The following is a 21,564-nucleotide window of genomic DNA, read 5'->3' on the forward strand; positions in this document are numbered from 1 at the left end:
CCTAGAAGCCGCTTTTCTAATAAGACGCATCAGTCGGGTTGACAGAAATGCCAAGAAGTTTAAAAGAGAGCACAAGTTCAAAGTTTACCTTACAAATGCCTCAATGTATTCGGCATTCTTCGGCATTCTGGACAAGAATAACACAACCGTTTTAGGAAAACTGGCGGAAACAGCAGTTTTCAGCCATTTTTTTCACCTAGCTGAATACTCGGAAAAGCCTTATTACGCACGCTGGAGAAATGGAGAGGTAGATATGGTAACCATGAGTTCGCCGGGAATAAACCCCATCGCGGCAATTGAAATCAAATGGTCTGACCGACCACTCAAAGATCCATCAGAAATTAAAGGACTGCTTGATTTTGCAGAAAAAAACAAACTTGCCGACCTAGGAAGCCTAATTTGTTGTACGCTGAGTAAATTTGACTTTCATCAATACGGCAAGAAAAAAATTCTGTTTTTTCCCACAAGTTTCTTCTGCTTCATATTAGGACAATCTCTAAATAGCAGAGAGTTCAAAGAAGGTTTGGTCAAATTCCATGATTCAAAGTGATAATTAGCAAGCTTGGCCAAATTTAAACTGCGCAAAAACTAAAGGTTCTAGTCATATCGAACTCAAGGCAGAACTTTCCCATATCTTTGATCTTATTCGTAAAAAATATTCTTGAAAAACCCCTTCCTAGATGGAGCAACGCCACGAATCAGTCAACTTCAAGATAAGGTCCGATGTCCGAGTGGTTCTCTATTAGAAAGTAGTTGCTCTCTATCATTGTCCCCCTCGCGCGCTCAAGATCGGCAAGGGCTACCCGGTGGCTGGCAAAAGCGCTTATGTAGCTAGACTCCGCGCCTATGAGATCCCTCTGCGCTTCGAGGAGTTCCCTAGTGGTGGAAAGTCCCGCCTTGAACTTCTCTTCCTCGTTCCCGAGCACCTCCTTGGCGAGATTGGTGGAAAGCAGGGCGGCTTCCATCCTCTTCTGGCTGCTTGCGATCTCCCTTATGGCGTTCCTAACGTCGAGGCGCACTGTATCTTTCTGTTTCTGGTAGCTTATAACGCTTCGGTCATAGTCGGCGCGGGCTTTCGCGTAGTTTCCCCCGGCCTTTCTACCGAAGATCGGAAAACTTAACTTCCCCGTAACGCTCCAGCTCGGAAAATCGCGGTCGACGATGCTGTCGTAGGCATGCGAGGAATCGGTGAAGCGACGGGGCACGCCGCCAGACTCTCCGAAAACTAGCCTGTCGGGATTCTCGGAGCCCCCAAGGCCCAGGTACTCGAGGCGGCCCTCGACTGTGAGACGCGGCAGTCTCTGGCGGGAGTAGAAGGTCTTAAGCGCCTGTGCCTTCTCCATCTCCCGCTCCGCCCGGCGCATCTCGGGGCGGTTCTCAAACGCCTGCACCACGGCCACGGCCTCCGAGGGCGGTTCGTAAGCAGTAGGCATGGAATCGGTTACCTCGAGCAGCTCAACGCTTTCCTCCAAGGGGATAACGAGCAGGTTTTTAAGCGCATCCATAGACGCCTCGTAGGCGTTCTCGGAGTTTATCATCCTCACCTTCCTGGCGGCGCTTTCAGAGCGCGCCTGGGTGAGGGCGACTCTGGGCAGAACCCCGACCTCCACTTTTATTCGGGTTCTTCTCTCAAGGTCCAGGGCAAGATCGTAGGCTTTTTTCTCAAGATCGCGGTCGTGGGCCGCGGCCACGACTCCCCAGTAGCTTCTCTCAAGATCGAAAAGAGTCTTCGCCACCATGAGCTCAAATTCGTAAACGGAGATGTCCCTGTTCTTTCTCGAGAGCACCACGGATACCCTGTTGGAGGCTATATCGAAGCCGCGGAGCAGCTCCTGCCCCACGCTGAAACCCAGGCTCGCGGCCCACGAAGGGCTCAGGCTCTCAAGCGGAGAATCGGTCTCGGTCCGCGATACTTCAAGATCGTAGAGCTTGTAGAAGGTTCCGGTGGGCAGCTTCCCCGAGAGTTCGCTTCCGAAGGAGAAAACCTCGGCGTTTACTATTCCGTCCTCTATGAAGGCGCTGAGAACGGGGGTTTTTGTGTCGGCGTAGGAGGCCATGAAACTTATCTCGGGGTCATAGACTCCCCGTTTGCTCTTGTACTCCCCGCGTGCGGCGTCGACGCCGAGCATCCATACCCTTACGTCATGGTTTTTCTCAAGGGCCATTATCTTCGCCTGCGTGAGAGTGAGGGCCTGCGCCCCGACCGAGGCAAAGAGAAGACACGCGGCAAAAACCAGAAAGATTCTAAAGCGTTTTGACATCGAGATACTCCGTTACGTTGGAACCGGACCCCAGCGTTTCGTATCCTGGTCCGGATTTTTCGTCATCCTCTCTGAATGTGGGATAAAAATTTACTGAGAAAACCGCAAAAAGCATAATTTCAGGTCCCGCACTGCCTTGCGAAACGGAAAGAAATGTCGGGCAGTCGCTCAACTTTTTGTCCTTGCTCTTTTTATTCAAGGATTCTGGCGCATCAAGATCGGAGTTCTATGGCGTCCTGGCCCCTTGCAACTTCCGGGCGGCTTTATCAAATGTGTAGGAACCGGAAAATGGTCCGCCCTGCGTTTTGGCTACCGCCCGGGCCTTGTTTATGATCAGAGCATCGGCAAAATCAGCCCCGTCAGATTCCAGATAGTCATTTAAAGCCATCCACACGGCCGCCCCGTCTTCAAAGCGCACATTCGGCTCCTCAAACAACGCATGAACCACTCCGGCCAATTGATCCTTGTTAAGCCGGTACTTCTTCCCGCTTAACGTCCATAGGGTTCCTGCCAGCACCACGTCGGTTATCAGAACCGCATCGCCGCCCTTGATCAGACTGGCCGCTGTATCGGCCTGCGCCGCATCGTCATTCAGCAGATAACGCAACAGCACGTTGGTGTCGACCGCAATCATGGATCCAGTGCGTCTTCTAGAGATTCCTGATCCGTTACTGAAGGATCGCCCTTAACGTGTTGCAACAGTCCCTGGGCGGCCCCTTCCACCTTCCTGACGATGGTTAAGCGGCCGTCAGCAACAAAGGTCTCAATATAGTCGCCGGGCTTAATGCCAAGCTGATCGCACTGGCTGGCCGGGAGCGTGATTTGTCTTTTACTGCTGACTTTCGGCATTCCGTACCTCTTTACAAAGCTGATAACAGTAAAGATAGCTTGTTCTTTACTATGCGGCAAGGAGTAAAGAAATCCAGAGAATTCCTGAACCATGCCTCCTTATTCTCTGCCGGTTTTCCCCCACGATGTCGTTTTCCGTAACAACCATATTGAAGACGGGGGAACAGCCTCGCCGCTTAACAAGTACCGAACATGTCCCCCCAACCCCTGCAGCCCGTAATCCGGTGCCGCAAAACATTCCTTTTACAAAGCACCCGCTTAATATGAATCCGCTTCTAAGACCCCTCGGGACAGAGAATCGGAAACATAACTTCATGCCAGGTGTTCCCGAAATCTGAACGCGTTTACGGCAAGCAGTCCTTCCGCAACCGGAAAACTCTGACGGGTACGGCACAGCACCATAACAGGCAATCTTGCCCGCGGTCCGAGCAGTTCGTGAACCTTTAGGGCTTGAGCAAAGTCACGCGGCGTCGGAAGTTCCTTCCATTTCGCTTCCGCCAGAGTGAGACGACCGTCCTTCTCGATAATGAAATCCGTTTCGCGTGACTGGTCCCGATAGTGCCATATGGTCGCTTCCGGAGCCGCCAGAGACAGGTATTTCCGCAGTTCGCCAAAAACAAAAGTCTCCCATATCGCTCCAATCAGGTAGCTTTCGGTCACCGCCTGTCCTTTAAGCCCCAGAAGGAAACACAGCAACCCGACATCATTGAAAAAAAATTTGGGCGTCTTCGCAAGACGCTTCCCCGGATTCGCAAACCAAGGTTCAAGCAGCGTAACCTGGTTGGATGCCACAAGCACGTTCAGCCACTTGTCGGCGGTTTTGCTGTTTATTCCCGTTTCCTTGGCAATTTCCGACTTGTTAAGCAATTGTCCGCTGCGAAGAGCCAGGGCGCGCATGAAGCGGTCAAAGTCCCGCAACGATGAAACATTTAAAAGCTGGCGCACATCGCGCTCAAGATAAGTCGCCTGATAGCTGGCGAAATAGTCCGCGGGCCTCATCGCCGGATCCTTCCAGAGCTGCGGCATAAACCCGCGAGCGAGAATCCCGGCCATCCCCTCGCCCTCTTCCATGCGGGAAAACACGGGCCCAAGTTCCTGAACCGTAAGGCCTTCAAGCTCAAGCACGCCGCAACGTCCCGCCAGAGATTCCGATACTCCCTGCATCAGGCTGAATTTCTGCGACCCGGTCAGAATGAAGCGTCCATTCATATCCCTGCGCTTGTCTATTTCAACCTTCAGGTAGCGAAACAGCCTGGGGGCGTACTGAACCTCATCCACGAGCAGCGGCACGGAATGACGCGACAGAAACAACTGAGGGTCCTCTTCTGCCAACTGGGCTTCCGCCGGAAGGTCGAGACTTACGTAGTTATAGTCCCCGAACAGTTTTGTCAGCAGCGTTGTCTTGCCCGTCTGGCGGGCTCCCGTAACGACAACGGCAGGAAAGTGCCCCGCCATGCGCCTGACTGACGCGGCTATTTCTCTTGGAAACTCATTATCCGACATATCAGGTATTGAAACTCCATTATTTATGGGTTTAGAATAACTGAATTGTCAGGTCCTCTCAAGAGAAAAACAACTAGATGCGGAAAGAAACATTGACATGAAACTATTTTATCTATGCCCGAAGAGCTGTCTTTTTTTCTTCCGCGATTTTTTAATAACCATGAAAATTGGATGGCAGGCTTCTTCAGCGCAAACACCTTGAAGCCTATTGTTTTTTGCAAATCTGTTATTCCATGTTATATTTGCAAAACATGGAATATATCCAGCGCTATCTGACTAATACAATCCGCAAGGCTATGGTTTCTTTTCCAGCGGTGCTGGTCACCGGTGCCAGACAGACCGGCAAAACCACCTTGCTACGTACCGAATTCGGCACATCGCATGATTATGTATCGCTTGAACGCCCTGACATACGCAACAGGGCATTAGCGGATCCTGTAGGGTTTTTTACGCAGACCCCAGGACCGCTGATCCTGGATGAAATTCAATACGCGCCAGAGTTGCTGCATTACATAAAGGAGCTGATAGACACACGGCGCAGACCTGGACAGTGGCTACTTACAGGTTCTCAAAGCTTCTCGCTGATGCAGGGAGTGAGTCAGACGCTGGCCGGCCGCGTAGCCGTGTTGAACCTTGATCCCTTGTCCGTAAGAGAACTGTCGCAACAACCACAGGTCTCTCCCGAAGATATGCTTGAATGGATGTTCGGATCCGCTGAAAAGCACCCCCCCTCCAAGGCAGGAGGAATGTCCGACCCGGTTGATACGGTAGACGCAGAATTTTTCCGGAACGATAACAAGCAAGCCGCCGGTCCCGGCTTTGAGGATTGGCTGTTGCGCGGCGGCTTCCCCGAACCCTGTCTGAACAAACAGGTGGACCGGCAGCTTTGGTTTTCCGGTTATCTGCAAACTTACATACAGCGCGACGTCCGGGATTTGACTCAGGTAAGCGATTTGGAAACTTTCTACAAGTTCCTGCTGCTGGTCGCCGCCCGCACCGGACAACTCCTGAACATGACGGAGCTCGGAAACGAAATCGGCATTGCCGGACCTACGGTAAAGCGCTGGCTGTCCGTGCTTAAGACCAGTCAGCTGATCTGTCTACTGCCGCCTTATCATAAGAACTTCGGCAAACGACTAAGGAAAAGTCCCAAGCTGTATCTGCTTGATCCCGGACTTGCCGCTTTCATGCTGGGCCTGCATTCACAGAGCTCCATCCTGCAAGGTCCCTCCCTGGGAGCATTGGCGGAGACCGCCGTGGCGGCGGAGTGGCTGAAGTTTTTTCGCCAGCACGGGGAGGAACCCCAGATCTATTACTGGCAATCGAGCGGCGGCAAGGAAGTTGATCTGATCATCGAGCGCGACGGCAGACTGTACGCGCTTGAAGTCAAGGCGACGGCGACACCCCGGGCGGAACACGGCAAAAACCTCAAGCAGTGGCTGAAACTGGCCGGCGCGAACGCGCGCGGCGCGCTGGCCTGCAACATCAACAAACCGCAAGCCTTGCTGCCGGGCATAAGAGCCATTCCCTGGCATCTGAACGCGTACTCCGATTGAAACAGCCCTCTAATATTCCAGAACCCAATGCTTTTTTGGTATCAGCTTGAAATGTTCAACTGGTTCTCTTAATAGCCCAGATCAGCTCCAAAACGCAGATCTGAACCTAGGTTTTCGTGCAGCCTGAGATTGGCACAAAGCATTCATAGTTCTTCTTGAACTCCTATCTGCTGTAACAAACGTTGTCTGACTTTTTCATATACAGAGATTTCGCTTTCTTCAGCAACCTCTAAAGTTACCGCCAAACCGTAGGGGATTTTCTCCTCTAATTTTTCGGTTGCATCTTTTTTGCATATAACCTGCAAAACAATTTCTTCATTTTGCTGAAACTCCCTCAATTCGCTTTTTCCTTCTAGGACTTCATGCTGAACGGTTCCGCGTTTGTTTTGATTATGATCACTGTCGACACGCTTAAGTCTCAGGGGGGGGGTTCATCCCATTTAGAAGCGGATTTGATTTCGAGCTTAGCTTCTCTGAAATAACAATGTCCCGGATTGATCGGTGAGAACCATGCCAAGGTGACTACCATGCGACGAAACATCCTCTGACCGCCGAATTCGGCAGGAACGGGAAAGCGGTACTCATGTATTTCTTCGACTGTTATTTCACCGAAGCCGATTACCGTGCCGCGTTGTTCGGTACAAGCCAACACCCTCTCTACATTCACCGCCCCTAAGCTCCTGTCGCTACGCTACCCAGATCAAGCAATTACTTTCGTTCGGATATTGACTTTTTGAATGTATGTTGTATCATACACGGTACAATACTTTCTGAAAAGGTTATTATGCAAGAAAAACCTGCACATCCCGGGACTTTTATCAGAGAAAAAATTTTTCCGCACGGCATGACCGTCACGGCGGCCGCAGAATTACTTAACATTGGTAGACCTGGACTATCAAGAGTTTTGAATGGAAAGGCAGCCCTGTCTCTCGAGTTAGCGGAGCGCATACAGCATGCTTTCGGTTTTCCGGCTGAAAAGCTTCTGAAAATGCAGGCTTCTTACAACTCTGAGACATCAAATCCTGCTGGTCTTTACGTACCTCCTTTCCTCCATATTCTCGCCCGACAGATTGAAAGGTGGGCATCGGAAAACAATGAAGCACGGAGGAGGCTTCCTGTGCTGCTACGCATTCTGGTGAATTCAACCGCAAGCGGCCTGAAGAAGGTTGATTTCTCGGGAAATGAGGATGCCGAAAGACCCGGATGGGACGGGACTGTTGAAGCAGATAGTGCAACCCCTTGGATTTCCCAAGGCTCTTCGTGCTGGGAGTTCGGGTGCGGTAAAGATATAAAGCGTAAAGCCGACAGCGACTTCAAAAAAAGAACCGGATTTGTACCGGAGATAGAACGCCTAGCCACCACGTTTGTTTTCGTCACCCCGAGAAAATGGATCGGAAAAAACGACTGGGAAAGGACTCGCCGCGAAGAACGTCAATGGGGAAACGTGCGGGTCTTTGACGCAAGCGACCTTGAGCAGTGGATAGAGCAATCGATTCCCGCACAGATATGGTTCGCACATGAAACGGGAATTAGCAGCGAAGGGGTGTTTTCGCTGGAACAGTGCTGGAAGCACTGGCAGGCGGACTGCGAGCCCGCCCTTGCGCCGTCCCTTTTCGACCAAGCGTTAATGGAATCAAAAAACCGTGTCGAACGGTGGCTTGCCGACCCTCCGGGTGAACCTCTTAAAATAGCAGCCGACTCAACGGCGGAAGCACTCGCGTATCTCCATGTCGTGTTTTCTGAAGAAGAACCCTTGTTTCAGGAAAACAGGGACAGAGTGGAGGTATTCAAGGAACCCGGCATTCTTCCTGACCTTCTTTCCGCAGAATCCGGCCTGATCGTCGTTTCAACCTCCCCGGAAACCGAACGCGAACTTGCTCCCTACCGGAAATCGCTAAAAGCAATTCTCGTTTATTCACAGAACATGGCGAACGTAAATCCCGACATAACCCTGAAGCCGCTTAACTACTCCGCACTTGACAATTCTCTGAAAGAAATGGGATTCGATCGGGATGACATCGACCGATATCGCCGCGAGTGCGGCTACTCCCTTACAGTTCTCCGCCGTCGGCTCTCAAGGCTACCGAAAGTCAGAACTCCGCAATGGGCGGGTACGGAGCACGCGGAAAAGCTGATCCCCATGGTATTAGCAGGCGCATGGAACTCCAGCAACGAAACGGACAATTTTCTCGTCTCGGAATTAGCGGATGGAATGGATGTTGAGAGTGAAATCCGCAGGCTGTCTCAGCTTGAAGATTCTCCCGTATGGTCATTTGACTCGTATAGGGGCGTGAAGTCGAAAATCGACGCCCTGTTCGCAGCCAGCGAATCCGTAACGGCGTCGCATATCGAGAGGTTTTTTCAGGTGGCGGAAATCGTCCTCTCAGAATACGACCCTGCGCTTGACCTCCACGGAAAATCCCGAGAGATTTCGGACCTGCTCAGAGGAAGCGTAATTAACTCCTTTGTCCTTCTTGCCGTGCACGGCAACGAGCTCTTTAGAGAGAGGATAGGTTTTGATATAGAAATACAGATCCAGAAAATAATAAGAGAACTGCTTGAACCCCTTACCGCAAGAACTCTCGAAGACCAATGTGATGCACTGCCCGCGTACGCGGAAGCCGCACCCGGCACCTTTCTGTCCATTATTGAACAGGACATTGATGAAAACGAAGGCAAGGAAGTCTTTGATTTTTTCCGTCCCATAAGCACATCTTCTTCTGGGTCACCGTCCAGGGCGGAGATGCTCTGGGCGCTTGAGTCTCTTGCATGGTCCGGCGAGTACCTAGCGCGCGTAGCGAGAATACTGGCGCGCATCGCCGAAGAGGAAATTGCCGACAACTGGGCCAACAGCGCGACAAACAGCCTCAGTGCCATATTCCGTTCATGGATCCCCCAGACCTCTGTGCCCGTCAATAAACGCATCGAAGTTTTTAACCGTCTTCTAGAAGAGCGCCGCAACAAAGAGTTCCATGACAGCGTAGTCTGGTCCTTGTGTATTGAGCAGTTAAATACCGGGCACAGGACCGGACATTGCAGCTACAAGCCGAAATGGCGCACTGACGGGCATGAACACGGGGAACCCGCAACGGAAAACGAGAATCTCGAATTCATCCGCAACGCGGCAAGACAAGCCATTGACTGGCAGTATCATACTAAGGAGACCCTAGCGGATCTTATCCAGTGTCTAGGTCCTCCCACTGAAATACCATATGAATGGCTACCTGAAGTCTGGAAACTGACTGAAAACTGGCACAACGAGAAAAGCACTTCGGATTCGGACAGGGCATGGCTTTACGAAATAATGCACGCCTCGGTTGATTTCAGGATTTTCCCCGAGGCACGCAGGATATATGAAATGCTTGAGCCTTCGGATCCGATTCTTGAGCACCGGTGGCTCTTTCGGAAGTTCTCCGTCCCGCGAGCAAAAAAGTCCGATTACCTGAAGTCCACAGATTTCCGCAAACACGCAGAGAAAATCAAAAAACAGAGAATATCCGCTCTCCATGAAATTCATTCCAAACGGGGAGTCGGCGGACTGATAGAGCTTGCGAGATACGGGGAAGGACAGATGGTAATCGGGGGTCTGTCCGTGCAGGTCGATTCTTTTGATGACAACGAGGCAAAAGCTCTTGTCCTTAAAGCTCTTGACGGCATCACGGAAGAAAACAGCCAGCATATGGAAAGACTGATCGCAGGAACTCTCGGCGGACTTGAGGACGCTTGTCTCGAAAAGATCCTTGAAGGTTTCTCGGAAGCAATTCCCGAAGAAAGGTTTCTCAAGATTCTCCTGCTCGCTCCTTTCGGCAGGAAAACTTGGGAGTTTGCAGACAAACTTCCGGGAGAAGGAAGATTGCGATATTGGAAAGAAGTCAATTTGCGGATGATTTACAACCCATCTGAAGTAAATGAAGCCGTGGAGAAGCTGATACAGGTAAAACGTCCTCGCGAGGCGGTTTTTCTACTTGAATACGATCTTAAAATAATTGAGCCAAGGCGCGTATTACGGCTGCTTGAGACTATAGTCAAAATCGGAAACGAAGAACAAAAAAATTATCAAGTAAACCTCGACCAGGAGTTTGTTGAAGAAGCATTCAAATATCTGGATGAAAGAGCGGATACCCCAAGCGCACAAATATTAAATCTGGAATTTGAATTCGTCAATTTCCTAGAAAGATCGGAAAGAGGGATGCGCGTGCTGGAGAGAAAAATAAACGAGCATCCTGAACTTTTCGCGGAAATGGTTGTGCTGGCATACAGACGCGATGACGGACAAGAAGACAAAGTCCCATCTTCTGTTCCAGAAAATATCGTTAAAAACAGAGCATGGAAGATGTACAGGTCAATTAAAGCGATAAGGCGGCTTCCAGGGCGAGATGAATTCGGAAACCTAAACACCGAGAGACTAATTAGGTGGATTTTTGATGTGCGGGGGAGGTGCGAGCGACGCGGACGGCTTAATATGGGTGACATCTGCATAGGCTCCCTTCTTTCGAATTCGCCGGAAGGCAATGATGGGATCTGGCCATTTGAACCCGTCAGAGATGCGTTGGAGAAAATTTACAGTGAACATCTCGGCAAAGGATTCACCTTGGGCAGCTACGATTCATGCCGCATACATATAGGCCATGGAGGTGACCCGGAACGTGCGATTGAAAACAAGCATAAAGAATGGGCACAGAGAACACAGTACTCTCATCCAAAAACATCTAAAATGCTAAGAGAGATTGCTGAGCACTATTCTGATCTGGGAAGACATTATGATATAGAAGCCGAAAAGTTCTATCGACAGCTGTCTTTCTAACATGAAACAGAAGCTAAGATATACAGAGGATTTCCCGAAACCGCAGAATCGCAATTTTCACGTAAAACGCGTTACATGGATATAAAACTTAAGTTGCCTTATAAAATTGTTTCCTACCTGAGACGAATAAAAATTGAATATGATCAGTATGAGAACGAGTTCTTTTCGAATATTGTCAGTTCAGCAAAAGTGTTTATCAGGAAACCGTTCAGAATCTACGAAGATTTTGGCGGGGTCAGACACGACTATGACGTTGTATTTTTTCTCCCAGCTTCTGTTATGGAAAAAATCGACCTCAGGAAGGAAAAATCCTATCGTGAAGAAATTCGCAAAGATCTTGAAAGATGCAAAGATGTCGAAGATGAATACTTTCAAAATGTTTTCTTTGCCTGTGAAAACGAGAACGATGAAGAATACCGCCAAGCCGTCTCACTGACTGACCGCCCCCAAGTTAACCCCGAAACGCTGGATATCTGGAAACCCGGGCAGGTGAGACTTTTCATAAGTCACCGAGACAATTACAAGAAAGAAGCAAGAGAATTGGCCGATGCTCTGGAAGCTTACGGGATATCTTCGTTTGTCGCCCACGAAGCTATCGGACCGATGACCACATGGCAGCATGAAATTCTCAAAGGCTTGGAGACAATGGAGATTATGCTGACCTTTATAACCGATGATTTCCATGAAAGCGTATGGACCAATCAGGAAATAGGCTTTGCGCTTGCTCGCAATATCCCGGTTCTATCTCTCAAGCTCCAAAATACCGACCCGAGGGGTTTTGTCAGCGGTGAGCAAGCTCTAAAAGGTAATTTTGAACGCCCGTCGGATTCCGCTCCAGAAATTTACAAACTCATTGAGAAAAGGCTAAATGACAAGAAACGCATGCAGGGTGCTCTGATCACCGCATTTATCGAGTCACCCAGCTGGGACGATACGCGGGTCCGATTTAACCGATTAAACAACGTTGTCGAAAGCCTGTCGGAAAAAGAAGTGGAGCGAATTATTGACGGATTCAAGAAAAACGACCAACTCTATCACGCTATTTACCTCAAAAACGAATATAATCGCCTCAAGAATTTTTTAGAGCGAACCACGGGGAAAAAATATGTCATTAGGGGCAATATTATCTCCTACGAAGGCGAACCCGAGTTTCCAGAATAATTATCACGCAACAACACAAAAGGCTTAAGGAGAGAAAAATGACTAAAAGACAAAAACCGGAACCCAGCGAACCTGACGAAGTCTTCAGCAACGAGCTTTTCTCGGTAGCCCGTTTCGGTAAAAACTTGGTTTGGGAATCAAACCTGACCAAGCAGTCTTACGAAGAATATCTGAAACGATGCGCAGAGTTCTATCCCGAAACAGTCAGCAAGATTGATCGATTGGTTGCGACTATAGCGGAGCAAGTGCGCCGATTGCCTCCCGAAACTCTGTTGAGAATCGCCTGGCAGAAAATGGTTCTCCGGCATACTAACGTTGAAGCGGAGGCGGAACTTACGCAGGATGATGCGGTCTCCATGCGTATGATCGATTATGTTCAGAGCATAATTGCGTCAGTGAAGCCACTTGAAAACCCGAAAACCGATGTCAGCGAGGAGGATTGGAACGCCCTCCGCGACAATGTCAAGGAGCTGTTTGAAACGCTGAACATAAATTATCAAATCTGCCGGACGGCTAAAGCAAAGAGTGAAGACCCAGACCATGATGATGATTTTGAAGAATTCCGCTTCAGGGCGCAATTTTACTGGTGCAACGTGAGGGGAAACCGCTATCAGGCACACCAAGAGGCATATCTCCGCGATATTTTTTTCCCCCACTCAGCAGAAATGGTGAAACTCTTTGGAATCAGTTCCGAAGAGTTCATAGAGGAACTGACGAAAATCTGGAACGCATTATCGTACGGATATCAGCAAGCTCTTGAGGAGATGGTAACGTTCCACAGGGACACCATGGCCGCAGTTGAGGAAAAAATGGAAACAGGCTCGGTTGACAAGGGTATAGCGCTTGAAGAGTTGTTAAATGCTGTAGTTGAAGAAAACGGCTGGGAAGAGCGTGGCAACAAAGCATTCGGACAGTTCCTTGGCAGTAACCTCTGCAACATGCAAAAAACAACCGCATTGCCGAAAAAACTTCTTGACGAACTGTCTTGGGGACAGGGCGAAGATACCGATTTTTTCGCCGAAGGTGAGTTCAAAGGCTGGCCGCTTCGTATCTGGCCAACTTTCAAACGACCGTTCATTCAGATTGCCGGACAATACTACTGCTTTGATCTTCACTCTCTTTTTGACAATATCTACCGCATCATGCAACGGATCATACTCCGCCTAGATCCTACTTATGCGGAAACTTGGAACAAAACTCAACAGGAACTTTCTGAAGCCCTGCCGTTTAAATACCTGAGTGTGATTCTGCCGGGAGCTACGGGGTGCCAATCCGCCTACTATAAATGGTTTCCTAAAGAATCAAACACCAGAAAAGACTGGTGCGAGGTAGATGGAATACTCATTTATGACGACTACCTCTTCATCATTGAATGCAGGGGCGGGGCGTTTACCTACACTTCGCCAGCAACAGACTTCCCCGCTTTTGTAAATTCTCTCAAAAATCTAGTTCTTAAACCCGCAAGCCAAGGGAAACGCTTTCTGGACTATCTCTGCAGCTCTGAAGCTGTTGCTATCTTTGACAAGAACCACAAGCAGATCCGAAAGCTGCGCAAATCCGACTTCCGTCATATCAACATCTGCCTTGTAACACTGGATTCTTTCACAGAGATGGCCGCGCAGGTCCAGCATCTCCACAAAATCGGCGTCAACGCTGGCCCTGATCCAGTATGGGCAATCTCTGTTGACGACCTGCGCGTATACGCCGACATCTTTGAGAATCCGTTACATTTCCTGCACTACGTGCAGCAGCGTGGCGAAGCCTTCAAGTCAGACATTGTGCAAGTAGACGATGAACTTGACCACTTGGGCCTGTATCTGGAACATAATCACTACTCCACTCACGCAGCCAGAATCCGAGGGGATTCACAAGCACGCATTAACTTCAACGGTTACCGAAGCAATATCGACAAATTTTTCCTAAAACGCATGCGCAACCCAATGTGCCCCTGCCCACTGAAACAAGATTCGCCGCCTCGCTTCACAGAAATTGTTGACTGGCTGGCCAGCACCAATAAGGCAAGACGAAGCAAGCTGGCATGCTACCTTCTCGACCTGAACGGAGACATACGAAACAGCCTGTCTGCGTATATTGACGAGGAATTGAAACTGCAACCGACAACCCGTCGCCCAAAGCCTTGGTCAATTCACGGAGGCAATACGATTGGCTGTACGATATTTTGTTACACAGACAGCTACGTCCCAAGAAATGCCGAATTCGCCCTCTATCATTCTAAAACAGTTATGATTCTTGCCGAAGAACCTGAAAGACTGCTGATCGAAATTAGTTACTCTGACAACAATGCATTGCAGGGCGTAGAATGGACATGGCTTGACTCATCATCAATTCCTGCCGCGGAACTGGCGCTTCTGAAAGTTGGCGCGGAAACGTTAAGGAAAAAGAGACTGAAGTCAACCAAATTAACAAAAAGGCGGAAATAGACTATTTGGTTTTAAGTTCGTATGCTCACTGATATACGTCCGTAAGCTTCATATACTCAACCTGTCCTAACTTCCGCATGCAAACCTCTTTTTATTTCGGTATCGAGAAATCATTGTGAGAAACAACGGAAGCTAGCTCAATTGTTCCATTCGCACATTCCCAATAATGTAGGCGAAACTCGCTGTCTATGTCACGTCTCTGCGCTTTGTCAAGTCCACGCATAAGTTGAGGGGAATTCCCTCCAGGCTCAGTCCTAAGCCCACGAACAGCGCTCAAGTTTTCACGTTGAACAGTTTCAACAATGGACCGAAGTATTTTAGGTGGTAGGGAACTGCCCTGCGCAGCACACCAGCTCTGGGATTTTTGACGAAATTCAGTACCGAGACTGGGAACTAAACTGTTTTCCCAGTCGGGTTCCTCGCCTCGTGCCACAGCGTTTTTGAATAAGGCAATGCGTATCGCTAATTCAACACCCAGATTATCCGAGGCTCCAATTAGAACAGATGCTTCATCCAAACATTCTATAAGCCCCTTGAAATCATCGCATGCGAGAACATCTCCTTCAAAAAATTGAGGGGGAGAGGGTAAATCGGGAATATCGTTCCGCTCATGTTCAAGGCAGTGAATTTGTGCTCTGATTTTTACCACCTTCTTCGGTGCCTCTCTTGGCTGCTTTGGTCACCCACATATATCGAATAATTGGCCCTTCCCAGTGGGCTTTTTCCCAATTTAACTGAACAAAGAGGCAACACCCGTTGACTCAGGGAGCATATGCGACATAAACTTTCCAGTAGCTCATAGGAATGCAGTTTCAAAGTTCTTGAGTGAAGACCACGGGGTGGGAAAACTTCCCAAAGAAAAACCGACGATAAGGAGTTCCCCAATGAAGATTTCCAGACTGAAAATAAAGCGTTTTCGAGGTATCAGAAAATGCAGGCTTTTCTTCACTGATCACGCCGTTTTGGTAGGCGACAACAACAGCGGCAAATCTACAGTACTTGAGGCCATTGATCTTGCACTTGGCCCAGACAGGCTCAGCCGAAAACCGGTAATTGACGAACATGATTTCTATCTGGGAGAGTACTTGGCAAATGAAGGTGAGAAATCCAGAAAAATCAGGATTGAAGTTACAATAACGGGCTTAAACGATGAGCAGCGCAGCCGCTTTGCCGATTACATAGAATGGTGGGACAACTCAAAAGATGCCTTCCAGTCCGGGCCCCCCGGTAGAGGATGTTGACGATGATTCAATTGAAGAGGCACTCCGCGTAACGCTCCTGGGAAACTATGATCCCGAAGAAGATGATTTCTCGGGGAAAACCTTCTTTTCCGGAAGCCTAGAGGAAAGCGACTCACCCGTACCTTTCGGGAAAACGGATAAGAGGTATTGCGGGTTTCTCTACCTACATCGTTTTCTTCGCTCTTGACTAAAGATATAACGCATCAAAGAGAGAAGACTTGCCACATCCATTTGGACCGAACAGCATGATCAGGCGCGCCGTTTCCGGAATGCTCTCAATAGTCAGATGTGTAAAGCGTTTGAAATCCTTGATAACAATTTTTTCGAGTTTCATATCTGTTCTTCTGGCACTGCTAAAATTTGTCGGAAAATTCCGGCGCATCCACCTTTCCCCACCTGAAAACCCCGCTCCCTCACCATCAAAAGGGCATGAAAAAAGCGGGCAACCTTTGTGAGGGAGCCCGCTTCATTCAAGCTTTGTTAGCTTTTATTTTGGTTTTGTTCTTATTTCGCGAATTGGTCGATGTAAACCATCAGCCTTGTCTGAAATGCCCAGATCGTGTCCTCGGCTGTGGCAGTGACTTCATTAGCAGCTGCGTGAGCCTCCTGCAATTCCTTAAGACCGTCTCCGGCAAGCACCAGGCTTCCGATGAAGTCAAGGTTTACACCCGGATGAAGCGTCCAGCTGAGTGTTCCTTCGATCTCGGTTCCGAGATACTCATCAACTTCAGTAGCTGGAAGACCTGAACCGAAAGCACCGCTGTCAAAAGCCGAAACGGCATCCGTCTCATCGTTCCAGGCAATCAGAACCTGAGGAGTGAACCCGAGGTTGTCGGAAAGCTGCATGTTCGCGTACAGCTTGGCATATATAGCGTTTATAACGCTTCCTTCTATGTTGTAAATAGTCGGAATGACATGCTTGAAAAGAAGGTTGTCTACATTGTAGGCCGGGCTGAACGGAAGGGCGTTACCTTCAATTGTCGTTCCGGTAGAACCATCATCACCCTGCGCCCAACCGGCTTCAAGACCTATCGTGCTTACCTGAGCCATCATTGAAGGCATAAACTCAAGGCGGCCCGCCATGTCAAAGGCGTAGTCAAACTCAAGTGGGAGATTCGCTCCCTCTGCACCTAGAGGAGTATCCAACTCTCCTCCCCCGAACATCTGGACTTCATACGTGAAGCTCCAGTTGGCTGCCTTAAGCACAAGCAGACCGGAATAAAGTGAAGTGCGGTCAACATCCCAGTTGTTTCCAAGCCCTTCATCGCTGAATATATTCTTCTGATGCAGGTACGGGAACCCGTAAGCCCCTACGGTCACGTTCACGTCTCCCATTTGCTGGTTGTAAATACCCGCTGCGGCAAGTATATCGTAACCCGAACCGCTTCCATTATCCCCACCAAACAAAGTGTTACCGTTGTTGAATACGTCAGATACGAGAACCAACGTGAAAGTTCCTGCTCCGGCCGGGAATGACTTTAACCAGAGAGCCCTGTCAACCACGAAACCGAGATCGGAATGCGGGTCATGTCCGCCGTTTGCGAGAATTCCAAGACCCCAGTCAAAAGGCTGGCGTCCTATCCTTACGAAACCAAGATTGTTCGGAAGAACTATGTCAGCGTGAAGCATGCGCACGGTGAAAAACCCGTAATCGTCATCTATCGCCTTAGGACCTGTCAAAATAGCGCCGTTGAAACGATCGCTTGGTCTAAGGTCCGACAGCACAACGCTGTCATCTTCCCCAAGAGTACCACCGAAGAAGTGGGAAGTCGCTCCGCCCCATATCATGTTGCTCGCAACGTCAACCTGTGCTCTCACGGTAACCGCATCGCTCAATCCCAACTGCGGGGTAACCCTGAGCGTCGTATCAACAACGCTAATCGTTTCATTATTTAACAAAGTGGCGTTGTCAATGACGCGCACCCTTGTTCTCATGTAGCTCGGAAATCCGCCTAGCGACCAGTCAATCGCAAATGACGGAACCGACATGCCGAGAACGGCAAAAAATATTATAAGCCATCTGGCTTGAATCATCTCTCCTTACCTCCTGTAAAATTTATGTTTCCATAATTAGCGTTAAGGGACATAAAAACCGGAATCCCTCAAGGCATAACCAAACTAGTTGCAAGTTTACTACAAAAACAATCCAACTTCAAGCATTTTTTCCCTTAACGGAAAATCACACTTCTCCTTAAATACTTCCTTAACATTAAACCAGAAGCGCGTTCATGTCAAGAGGAAATTTCCCCGTCGCTCCGCAGCGCAAAACCCGAAACCGCTTCCGGAGAGGGAGAAACATCCCGGATCAAAAAGACAATAGAAAGCAGCCGGGCGCAGCAGCGAAAAAATGACGGGGCTGGATGACACGCCCGCAATATGCTGTCTTTTATAAAAACGCAGGCTTGTTTCTTGTAAAATCGCGGACAAGAAAACAGCAACCGGAAGTCACTGCCCCTTTAGAACTGCCGCCATTTTCCGAAGACCGATCGCCTCGACATTCCGGGCAACCGGATAGCGGTCAGAACCGGCGGTAACCACAAAAGATCGCTCGGGCTTGATGTCTTTCAGAGCATTCCGAAAACCCTTGCCGAGAGCCCCCCTGAGGCTGCGTTTGATTTCGACCGCCCAAGGAGCTAGGCTCCCGGGAAGTTCAAGCACAAGATCCACCTCAGCCCCCGCAGAAGTACGGTAAAAACTCGCCCTGGTTCCGGCAGGAGCAACTGACAGAAGGTTCTCTATCACGAAACCCTCCCAGCTCGCTCCGACGACTGGGTGACCGGCAAGGGAATTGTAATCCGTTACACCCAGAAGGGCGTGGACTATCCCGCTGTCGCGCACATAAACTTTCGGGGACTTCACGAGACGTTTTCGTACATTGACGTAAAACGGCCGCAGGCGGCGCACCAGCAGCAGATCAGCCAGCAGGTCTATATAGCCGGTCACGGTACGGGCACTTATGGAAAGGCCGGACGCAAGCTTCGAGATGTTAAGCAAGGTGCCCTGTCCGTGAGCAAGCATAGTCCACAGACGCTCAAGGGTCTCCGCCGGAATCTGCCATCCGAACTGCTGCACATCGCGCTCAAGGTAGGTGCGGATGAAGTTGCGACGGAAGGCGAAACTGTCGTCATTGTCTTCAGCTAAAAAACTGTCCGGAAAACCGCCGCGCACCCAGAGAAGATTCAGGGAATCGTCATCCCCTCCTGCTTCAAGCACGCTCAGCGGATTCAGTTCAACGTATTCTATCCGCCCCGCAAGGCTTTCCCCCGATTGTCTCAGCAAGTCAACCGATGCTGACCCAAGGATCAGGAAGCGTCCCGTCCGCATCCCCCGGCGTCTTCCCTGATCAATCAGGCCGCGCAGCTCGGAAAAAAGCTCCGGTATGCGGTGAACCTCGTCAAGAATAACCAGACGGTCCTCGTGCGCCCCTAGGAACAGTACCGGGTCAGCCAGCTTGGCACGCTCTTCCCTCGCTTCGAGATCAAGGTACAGCGCCCCCGACTCCCCGGCAATATCAAGCGCCAAGGTCGTTTTGCCGACTTGACGCGGGCCGATCAGCGCCACGGCGGCTTGTCGGCCGAGAGCTTTTCTTAGGGAGTGGGAAGCATGACGTTCTATCATGCTTGCAAATTATACATAGCTATTCTTAATTTACAAGAATAATTTCCGCATAACAGATAAGATACCGTTGAGAGACTGATGTACAAAGCAAGTCTTTTCATGCCCAGAAAACTACAGATTGAAAAAGTGCGGCTGCTTGTAACCACGGAAAGAAAGAACTTCTGTGAACATGACTCTATTCATAGATTGGGATTAGCAACAAAGCGAGCACCCCTTGCTATTTCCAGAGCCAAAAGCTTCCTTGCATCCTTGCCAAGTGGCCAGCCTCTAATATTGGCATGATTGGGATTATCGGTTGTCGGATCGGCTACAACATTTAACGACTGGGACGTCACGTGAGAAACCTCCACATCAGCCCTGCCATGAAGCTTTCTATTTTGCTGCCCGGAAACAATTTCATTTCCGATATCTCAAATTTCATTTTCGGAAAGATTTAAATGGCGGGTAGTTGACAATTCCAGAGGGTTTTCCGGCGGAATGAAGGCATCTTGCTTGACCGTTTGGTCTGCTCTACGATACCACCTTGAGGAAGTGATATATCTCGCCAAGAGCTCATCAGGCAAAACGAAATCCGTCATTCAATCTCCCCGGCAACCTCTCCAATTAAATCCAATAAATCATCGGAAACAAAAAATGAAACAGGATCCATTCCATGCCTCCGCTTTGCACCAATTATAGCCGCATAATAAACTCCTCCTCCAGGATTAATGCTGATTGAAACGACTCTGGAAGGAGACCTATACCATTCCAAAGAAATTGCTCCGTCCGGTTCAGCACCTATTTCCGGAGATTCACTGCCCCAAGGAAAAGATTCCAGAAAGGTTTTAGCGTTCCAGAAAACCTCTTTTGTTATGGCTCTCGCCTCTCCTCCGTCCCATCCGTCCACTCCACACTCGTTAAAGGTCTTTGCCAGTTCCCGAAAAACGCCCCTAGCCCCAAAACCCAAGATATTAGACCTTTGCAAATGAGTAGATAATTCCCTCATTTGCTGGTCTATAAAGTCACCAGCAGAAAAATCCTGACCTGAGCAACCTGAAATAAGAGGGGAAGATGTTGCAGTTGCCAACATTTTATTTGCATTCCTCCAAGGCTTTCTTTGTTAAATTACTGAAGAAAACTTTATTTTTTACCCAACGCATTTCATCCATATATTTAGAAACCTGTATTTCACCACAGTTAAGAGATTTTTGCATAAACACATCTATGTCCAACAGCAATCCGGCTTCTTGCTGAGTCCTTTGAACAGTCTTTATAACATTAACCGAATAGGGAGTCCCCGGAACCTGCAGCACGTCTCGATGCAAGTAGCCTGATAAAAGCCAGTTCAAACCCTCGATAGGTAGTGGCGGCCTTTTATAATAATCAGCTAATTCAATTCTCTGTCCCTGTTTGATCGCTAGACGGTTTATAAAGCGCAGACCAATTCTCCCAATTTCAGTTGGTTCTAGCAGTTCACAGTAAATTTTCCAGAGGCGCAGCGCTTCTCGGCTAAATTTCTCCCAGTTTTCGTAAGGCTTTAGCCGACTAAAGACAAATGAATCTTTATTAAACTGTACGACATAAAAACTATCTCCTGACTGGCACTTCAAACCAACGTGGACAAAATCTTTAACTACGTTGGTTCCGGTCTCGGGTGAAAGCTGAACTTCAGTTTCCTGCACCGTGTCATGCTTCGGGTAATCAGGCAATCGTTCTTCTAACCGGCTTTGTAGACTCGACTCGTCCCATTCGGCAGAAGAAACAACTCGAAGATCAAGAACGGCCTCAACAATCGGCGCGCGCGGCAAACGAGGAAATTCTTCTGTTATATCAATAGGGGATTGCATAATCTTTGTTGCTCGTATCCCTTATCACTGTTTTTAAGTTTTTCCTGCCTCCCCATTCTCCACAATTCTCCGATAAGGTTTTTTCTAAATTGATTCCACCGTCTAAAACCAAGTTGGAGCAAAAAACTAAAGAATACCAAGCGACTCTGCCCGGCTCTAAGCAGGTTCAATAGTAAGCGCAAGATTATTGCCGGTCATAATCTTCCACTTCCCTAACCCTAGTGGGAAGAATTTTTAAGAACCCCGCTAGGGTAGCTTCAACTTAACAAAACTCCGTCTTACACGTTTCCTAGGTATTCTGTGG

General features: G+C 49.1%; 17 protein-coding genes and 1 pseudogene. 6 read left to right on the top strand and 12 right to left on the bottom strand.

The window, feature by feature from the left end; all coding sequences use genetic code 11:
- Positions 1 to 550 (top strand): DUF4143 domain-containing protein (locus F4Z13_07460; protein ID MXZ49059.1); only part of this gene is annotated, 550 nt, incomplete at its 5' end.
- Between the two features lie 148 nt (positions 551 to 698).
- Here the strand turns inward: F4Z13_07460 and F4Z13_07465 are convergent.
- The 4 genes from F4Z13_07465 to F4Z13_07480 form a co-directional block, all read right to left on the bottom strand.
- Positions 699 to 2,261 carry a TolC family protein gene (locus F4Z13_07465; GenBank protein ID MXZ49060.1) on the bottom strand — a complete coding sequence of 521 codons (1,563 nt, stop codon included), beginning with the start codon at positions 2,259 to 2,261 and terminating at the stop codon, positions 699 to 701.
- Between the two features lie 226 nt (positions 2,262 to 2,487).
- Positions 2,488 to 2,895 carry a type II toxin-antitoxin system VapC family toxin gene (locus tag F4Z13_07470; protein ID MXZ49061.1) on the bottom strand — a complete coding sequence of 136 codons (408 nt, stop codon included), beginning with the start codon at positions 2,893 to 2,895 and terminating at the stop codon, positions 2,488 to 2,490.
- On the bottom strand, positions 2,892 to 3,110 hold the full coding sequence (locus F4Z13_07475; protein ID MXZ49062.1) for an AbrB/MazE/SpoVT family DNA-binding domain-containing protein: 219 nt from the start codon (positions 3,108 to 3,110) through the stop codon (positions 2,892 to 2,894). The genes F4Z13_07470 and F4Z13_07475 overlap by 4 nt, the downstream gene beginning before the upstream one ends.
- Before the next feature lie 312 nt (positions 3,111 to 3,422).
- Positions 3,423 to 4,613 (bottom strand): ATP-binding protein, encoded by a 1,191-nt coding sequence (locus F4Z13_07480; protein MXZ49063.1) that lies wholly within the window; start codon positions 4,611 to 4,613, stop codon positions 3,423 to 3,425.
- 167 nt (positions 4,614 to 4,780) lie between these two features.
- Here F4Z13_07480 and F4Z13_07485 point away from each other — a divergent pair, with 167 nt between their 5' ends.
- Positions 4,781 to 6,169, top strand: a complete 1,389-nt coding sequence (locus F4Z13_07485; GenBank protein MXZ49064.1) for an ATP-binding protein — start codon at positions 4,781 to 4,783, stop codon at positions 6,167 to 6,169.
- Between the two features lie 143 nt (positions 6,170 to 6,312).
- On the opposite strand, the gene F4Z13_07490 is transcribed toward F4Z13_07485, so the two are convergent.
- On the bottom strand, positions 6,313 to 6,507 hold the full coding sequence (locus tag F4Z13_07490; protein ID MXZ49065.1) for a hypothetical protein: 195 nt from the start codon (positions 6,505 to 6,507) through the stop codon (positions 6,313 to 6,315).
- Positions 6,508 to 6,587: 80 nt separating this feature from the next.
- Complete coding sequence (locus tag F4Z13_07495) at positions 6,588 to 6,836, bottom strand: hypothetical protein (GenBank protein ID MXZ49066.1); 249 nt, start codon at positions 6,834 to 6,836, stop codon at positions 6,588 to 6,590.
- Between the two features lie 117 nt (positions 6,837 to 6,953).
- Here F4Z13_07495 and F4Z13_07500 point away from each other — a divergent pair, with 117 nt between their 5' ends.
- From F4Z13_07500 to F4Z13_07510, 3 genes are all read left to right on the top strand, one after another.
- Complete coding sequence (locus F4Z13_07500) at positions 6,954 to 10,973, top strand: HigA family addiction module antidote protein (protein ID MXZ49067.1); 4,020 nt, start codon at positions 6,954 to 6,956, stop codon at positions 10,971 to 10,973.
- Between the two features lie 75 nt (positions 10,974 to 11,048).
- Positions 11,049 to 12,134, top strand: a complete 1,086-nt coding sequence (locus F4Z13_07505; protein MXZ49068.1) for a toll/interleukin-1 receptor domain-containing protein — start codon at positions 11,049 to 11,051, stop codon at positions 12,132 to 12,134.
- A 38-nt stretch (positions 12,135 to 12,172) separates the two neighbouring features.
- Complete coding sequence (locus F4Z13_07510; protein ID MXZ49069.1) at positions 12,173 to 14,575, top strand: hypothetical protein; 2,403 nt, start codon at positions 12,173 to 12,175, stop codon at positions 14,573 to 14,575.
- A 91-nt stretch (positions 14,576 to 14,666) separates the two neighbouring features.
- Here F4Z13_07510 and F4Z13_07515 read toward each other — a convergent pair whose 3' ends face one another.
- Positions 14,667 to 15,224 carry a hypothetical protein gene (locus tag F4Z13_07515; protein MXZ49070.1) on the bottom strand — a complete coding sequence of 186 codons (558 nt, stop codon included), beginning with the start codon at positions 15,222 to 15,224 and terminating at the stop codon, positions 14,667 to 14,669.
- Positions 15,225 to 15,459: 235 nt separating this feature from the next.
- On the opposite strand from F4Z13_07515, the pseudogene F4Z13_07520 reads away from it, so the two are divergent.
- Positions 15,460 to 16,003 (top strand): annotated as a pseudogene (locus F4Z13_07520) (ATP-binding protein).
- Here F4Z13_07520 and F4Z13_07525 read toward each other — a convergent pair.
- From F4Z13_07525 to F4Z13_07545, 5 genes are all read right to left on the bottom strand, one after another.
- Positions 16,004 to 16,150, bottom strand: coding sequence for an AAA family ATPase (locus tag F4Z13_07525; GenBank protein MXZ49071.1), 147 nt, complete (start codon positions 16,148 to 16,150; stop codon positions 16,004 to 16,006). It lies immediately after the preceding pseudogene.
- Between the two features lie 170 nt (positions 16,151 to 16,320).
- Positions 16,321 to 17,850 carry a hypothetical protein gene (locus F4Z13_07530; GenBank protein MXZ49072.1) on the bottom strand — a complete coding sequence of 510 codons (1,530 nt, stop codon included), beginning with the start codon at positions 17,848 to 17,850 and terminating at the stop codon, positions 16,321 to 16,323.
- Positions 17,851 to 18,261: 411 nt separating this feature from the next.
- The gene (locus F4Z13_07535; protein ID MXZ49073.1) at positions 18,262 to 19,434 is read right to left on the bottom strand and encodes an ATP-binding protein; all 1,173 of its coding nucleotides are present in this window, start codon (positions 19,432 to 19,434) and stop codon (positions 18,262 to 18,264) included.
- Positions 19,435 to 20,008: 574 nt separating this feature from the next.
- Positions 20,009 to 20,503, bottom strand: coding sequence for a hypothetical protein (locus tag F4Z13_07540; GenBank protein MXZ49074.1), 495 nt, complete (start codon positions 20,501 to 20,503; stop codon positions 20,009 to 20,011).
- A 1-nt stretch (position 20,504) separates the two neighbouring features.
- Positions 20,505 to 21,260 (bottom strand): TIGR04255 family protein, encoded by a 756-nt coding sequence (locus F4Z13_07545; GenBank protein ID MXZ49075.1) that lies wholly within the window; start codon positions 21,258 to 21,260, stop codon positions 20,505 to 20,507.
- Positions 21,261 to 21,564 lie beyond the last annotated feature (304 nt).

The organism is Candidatus Dadabacteria bacterium (assembly GCA_009837205.1).
Lineage (GTDB): Bacteria > Desulfobacterota_D > UBA1144 > Nemesobacterales > Nemesobacteraceae > Nemesobacter.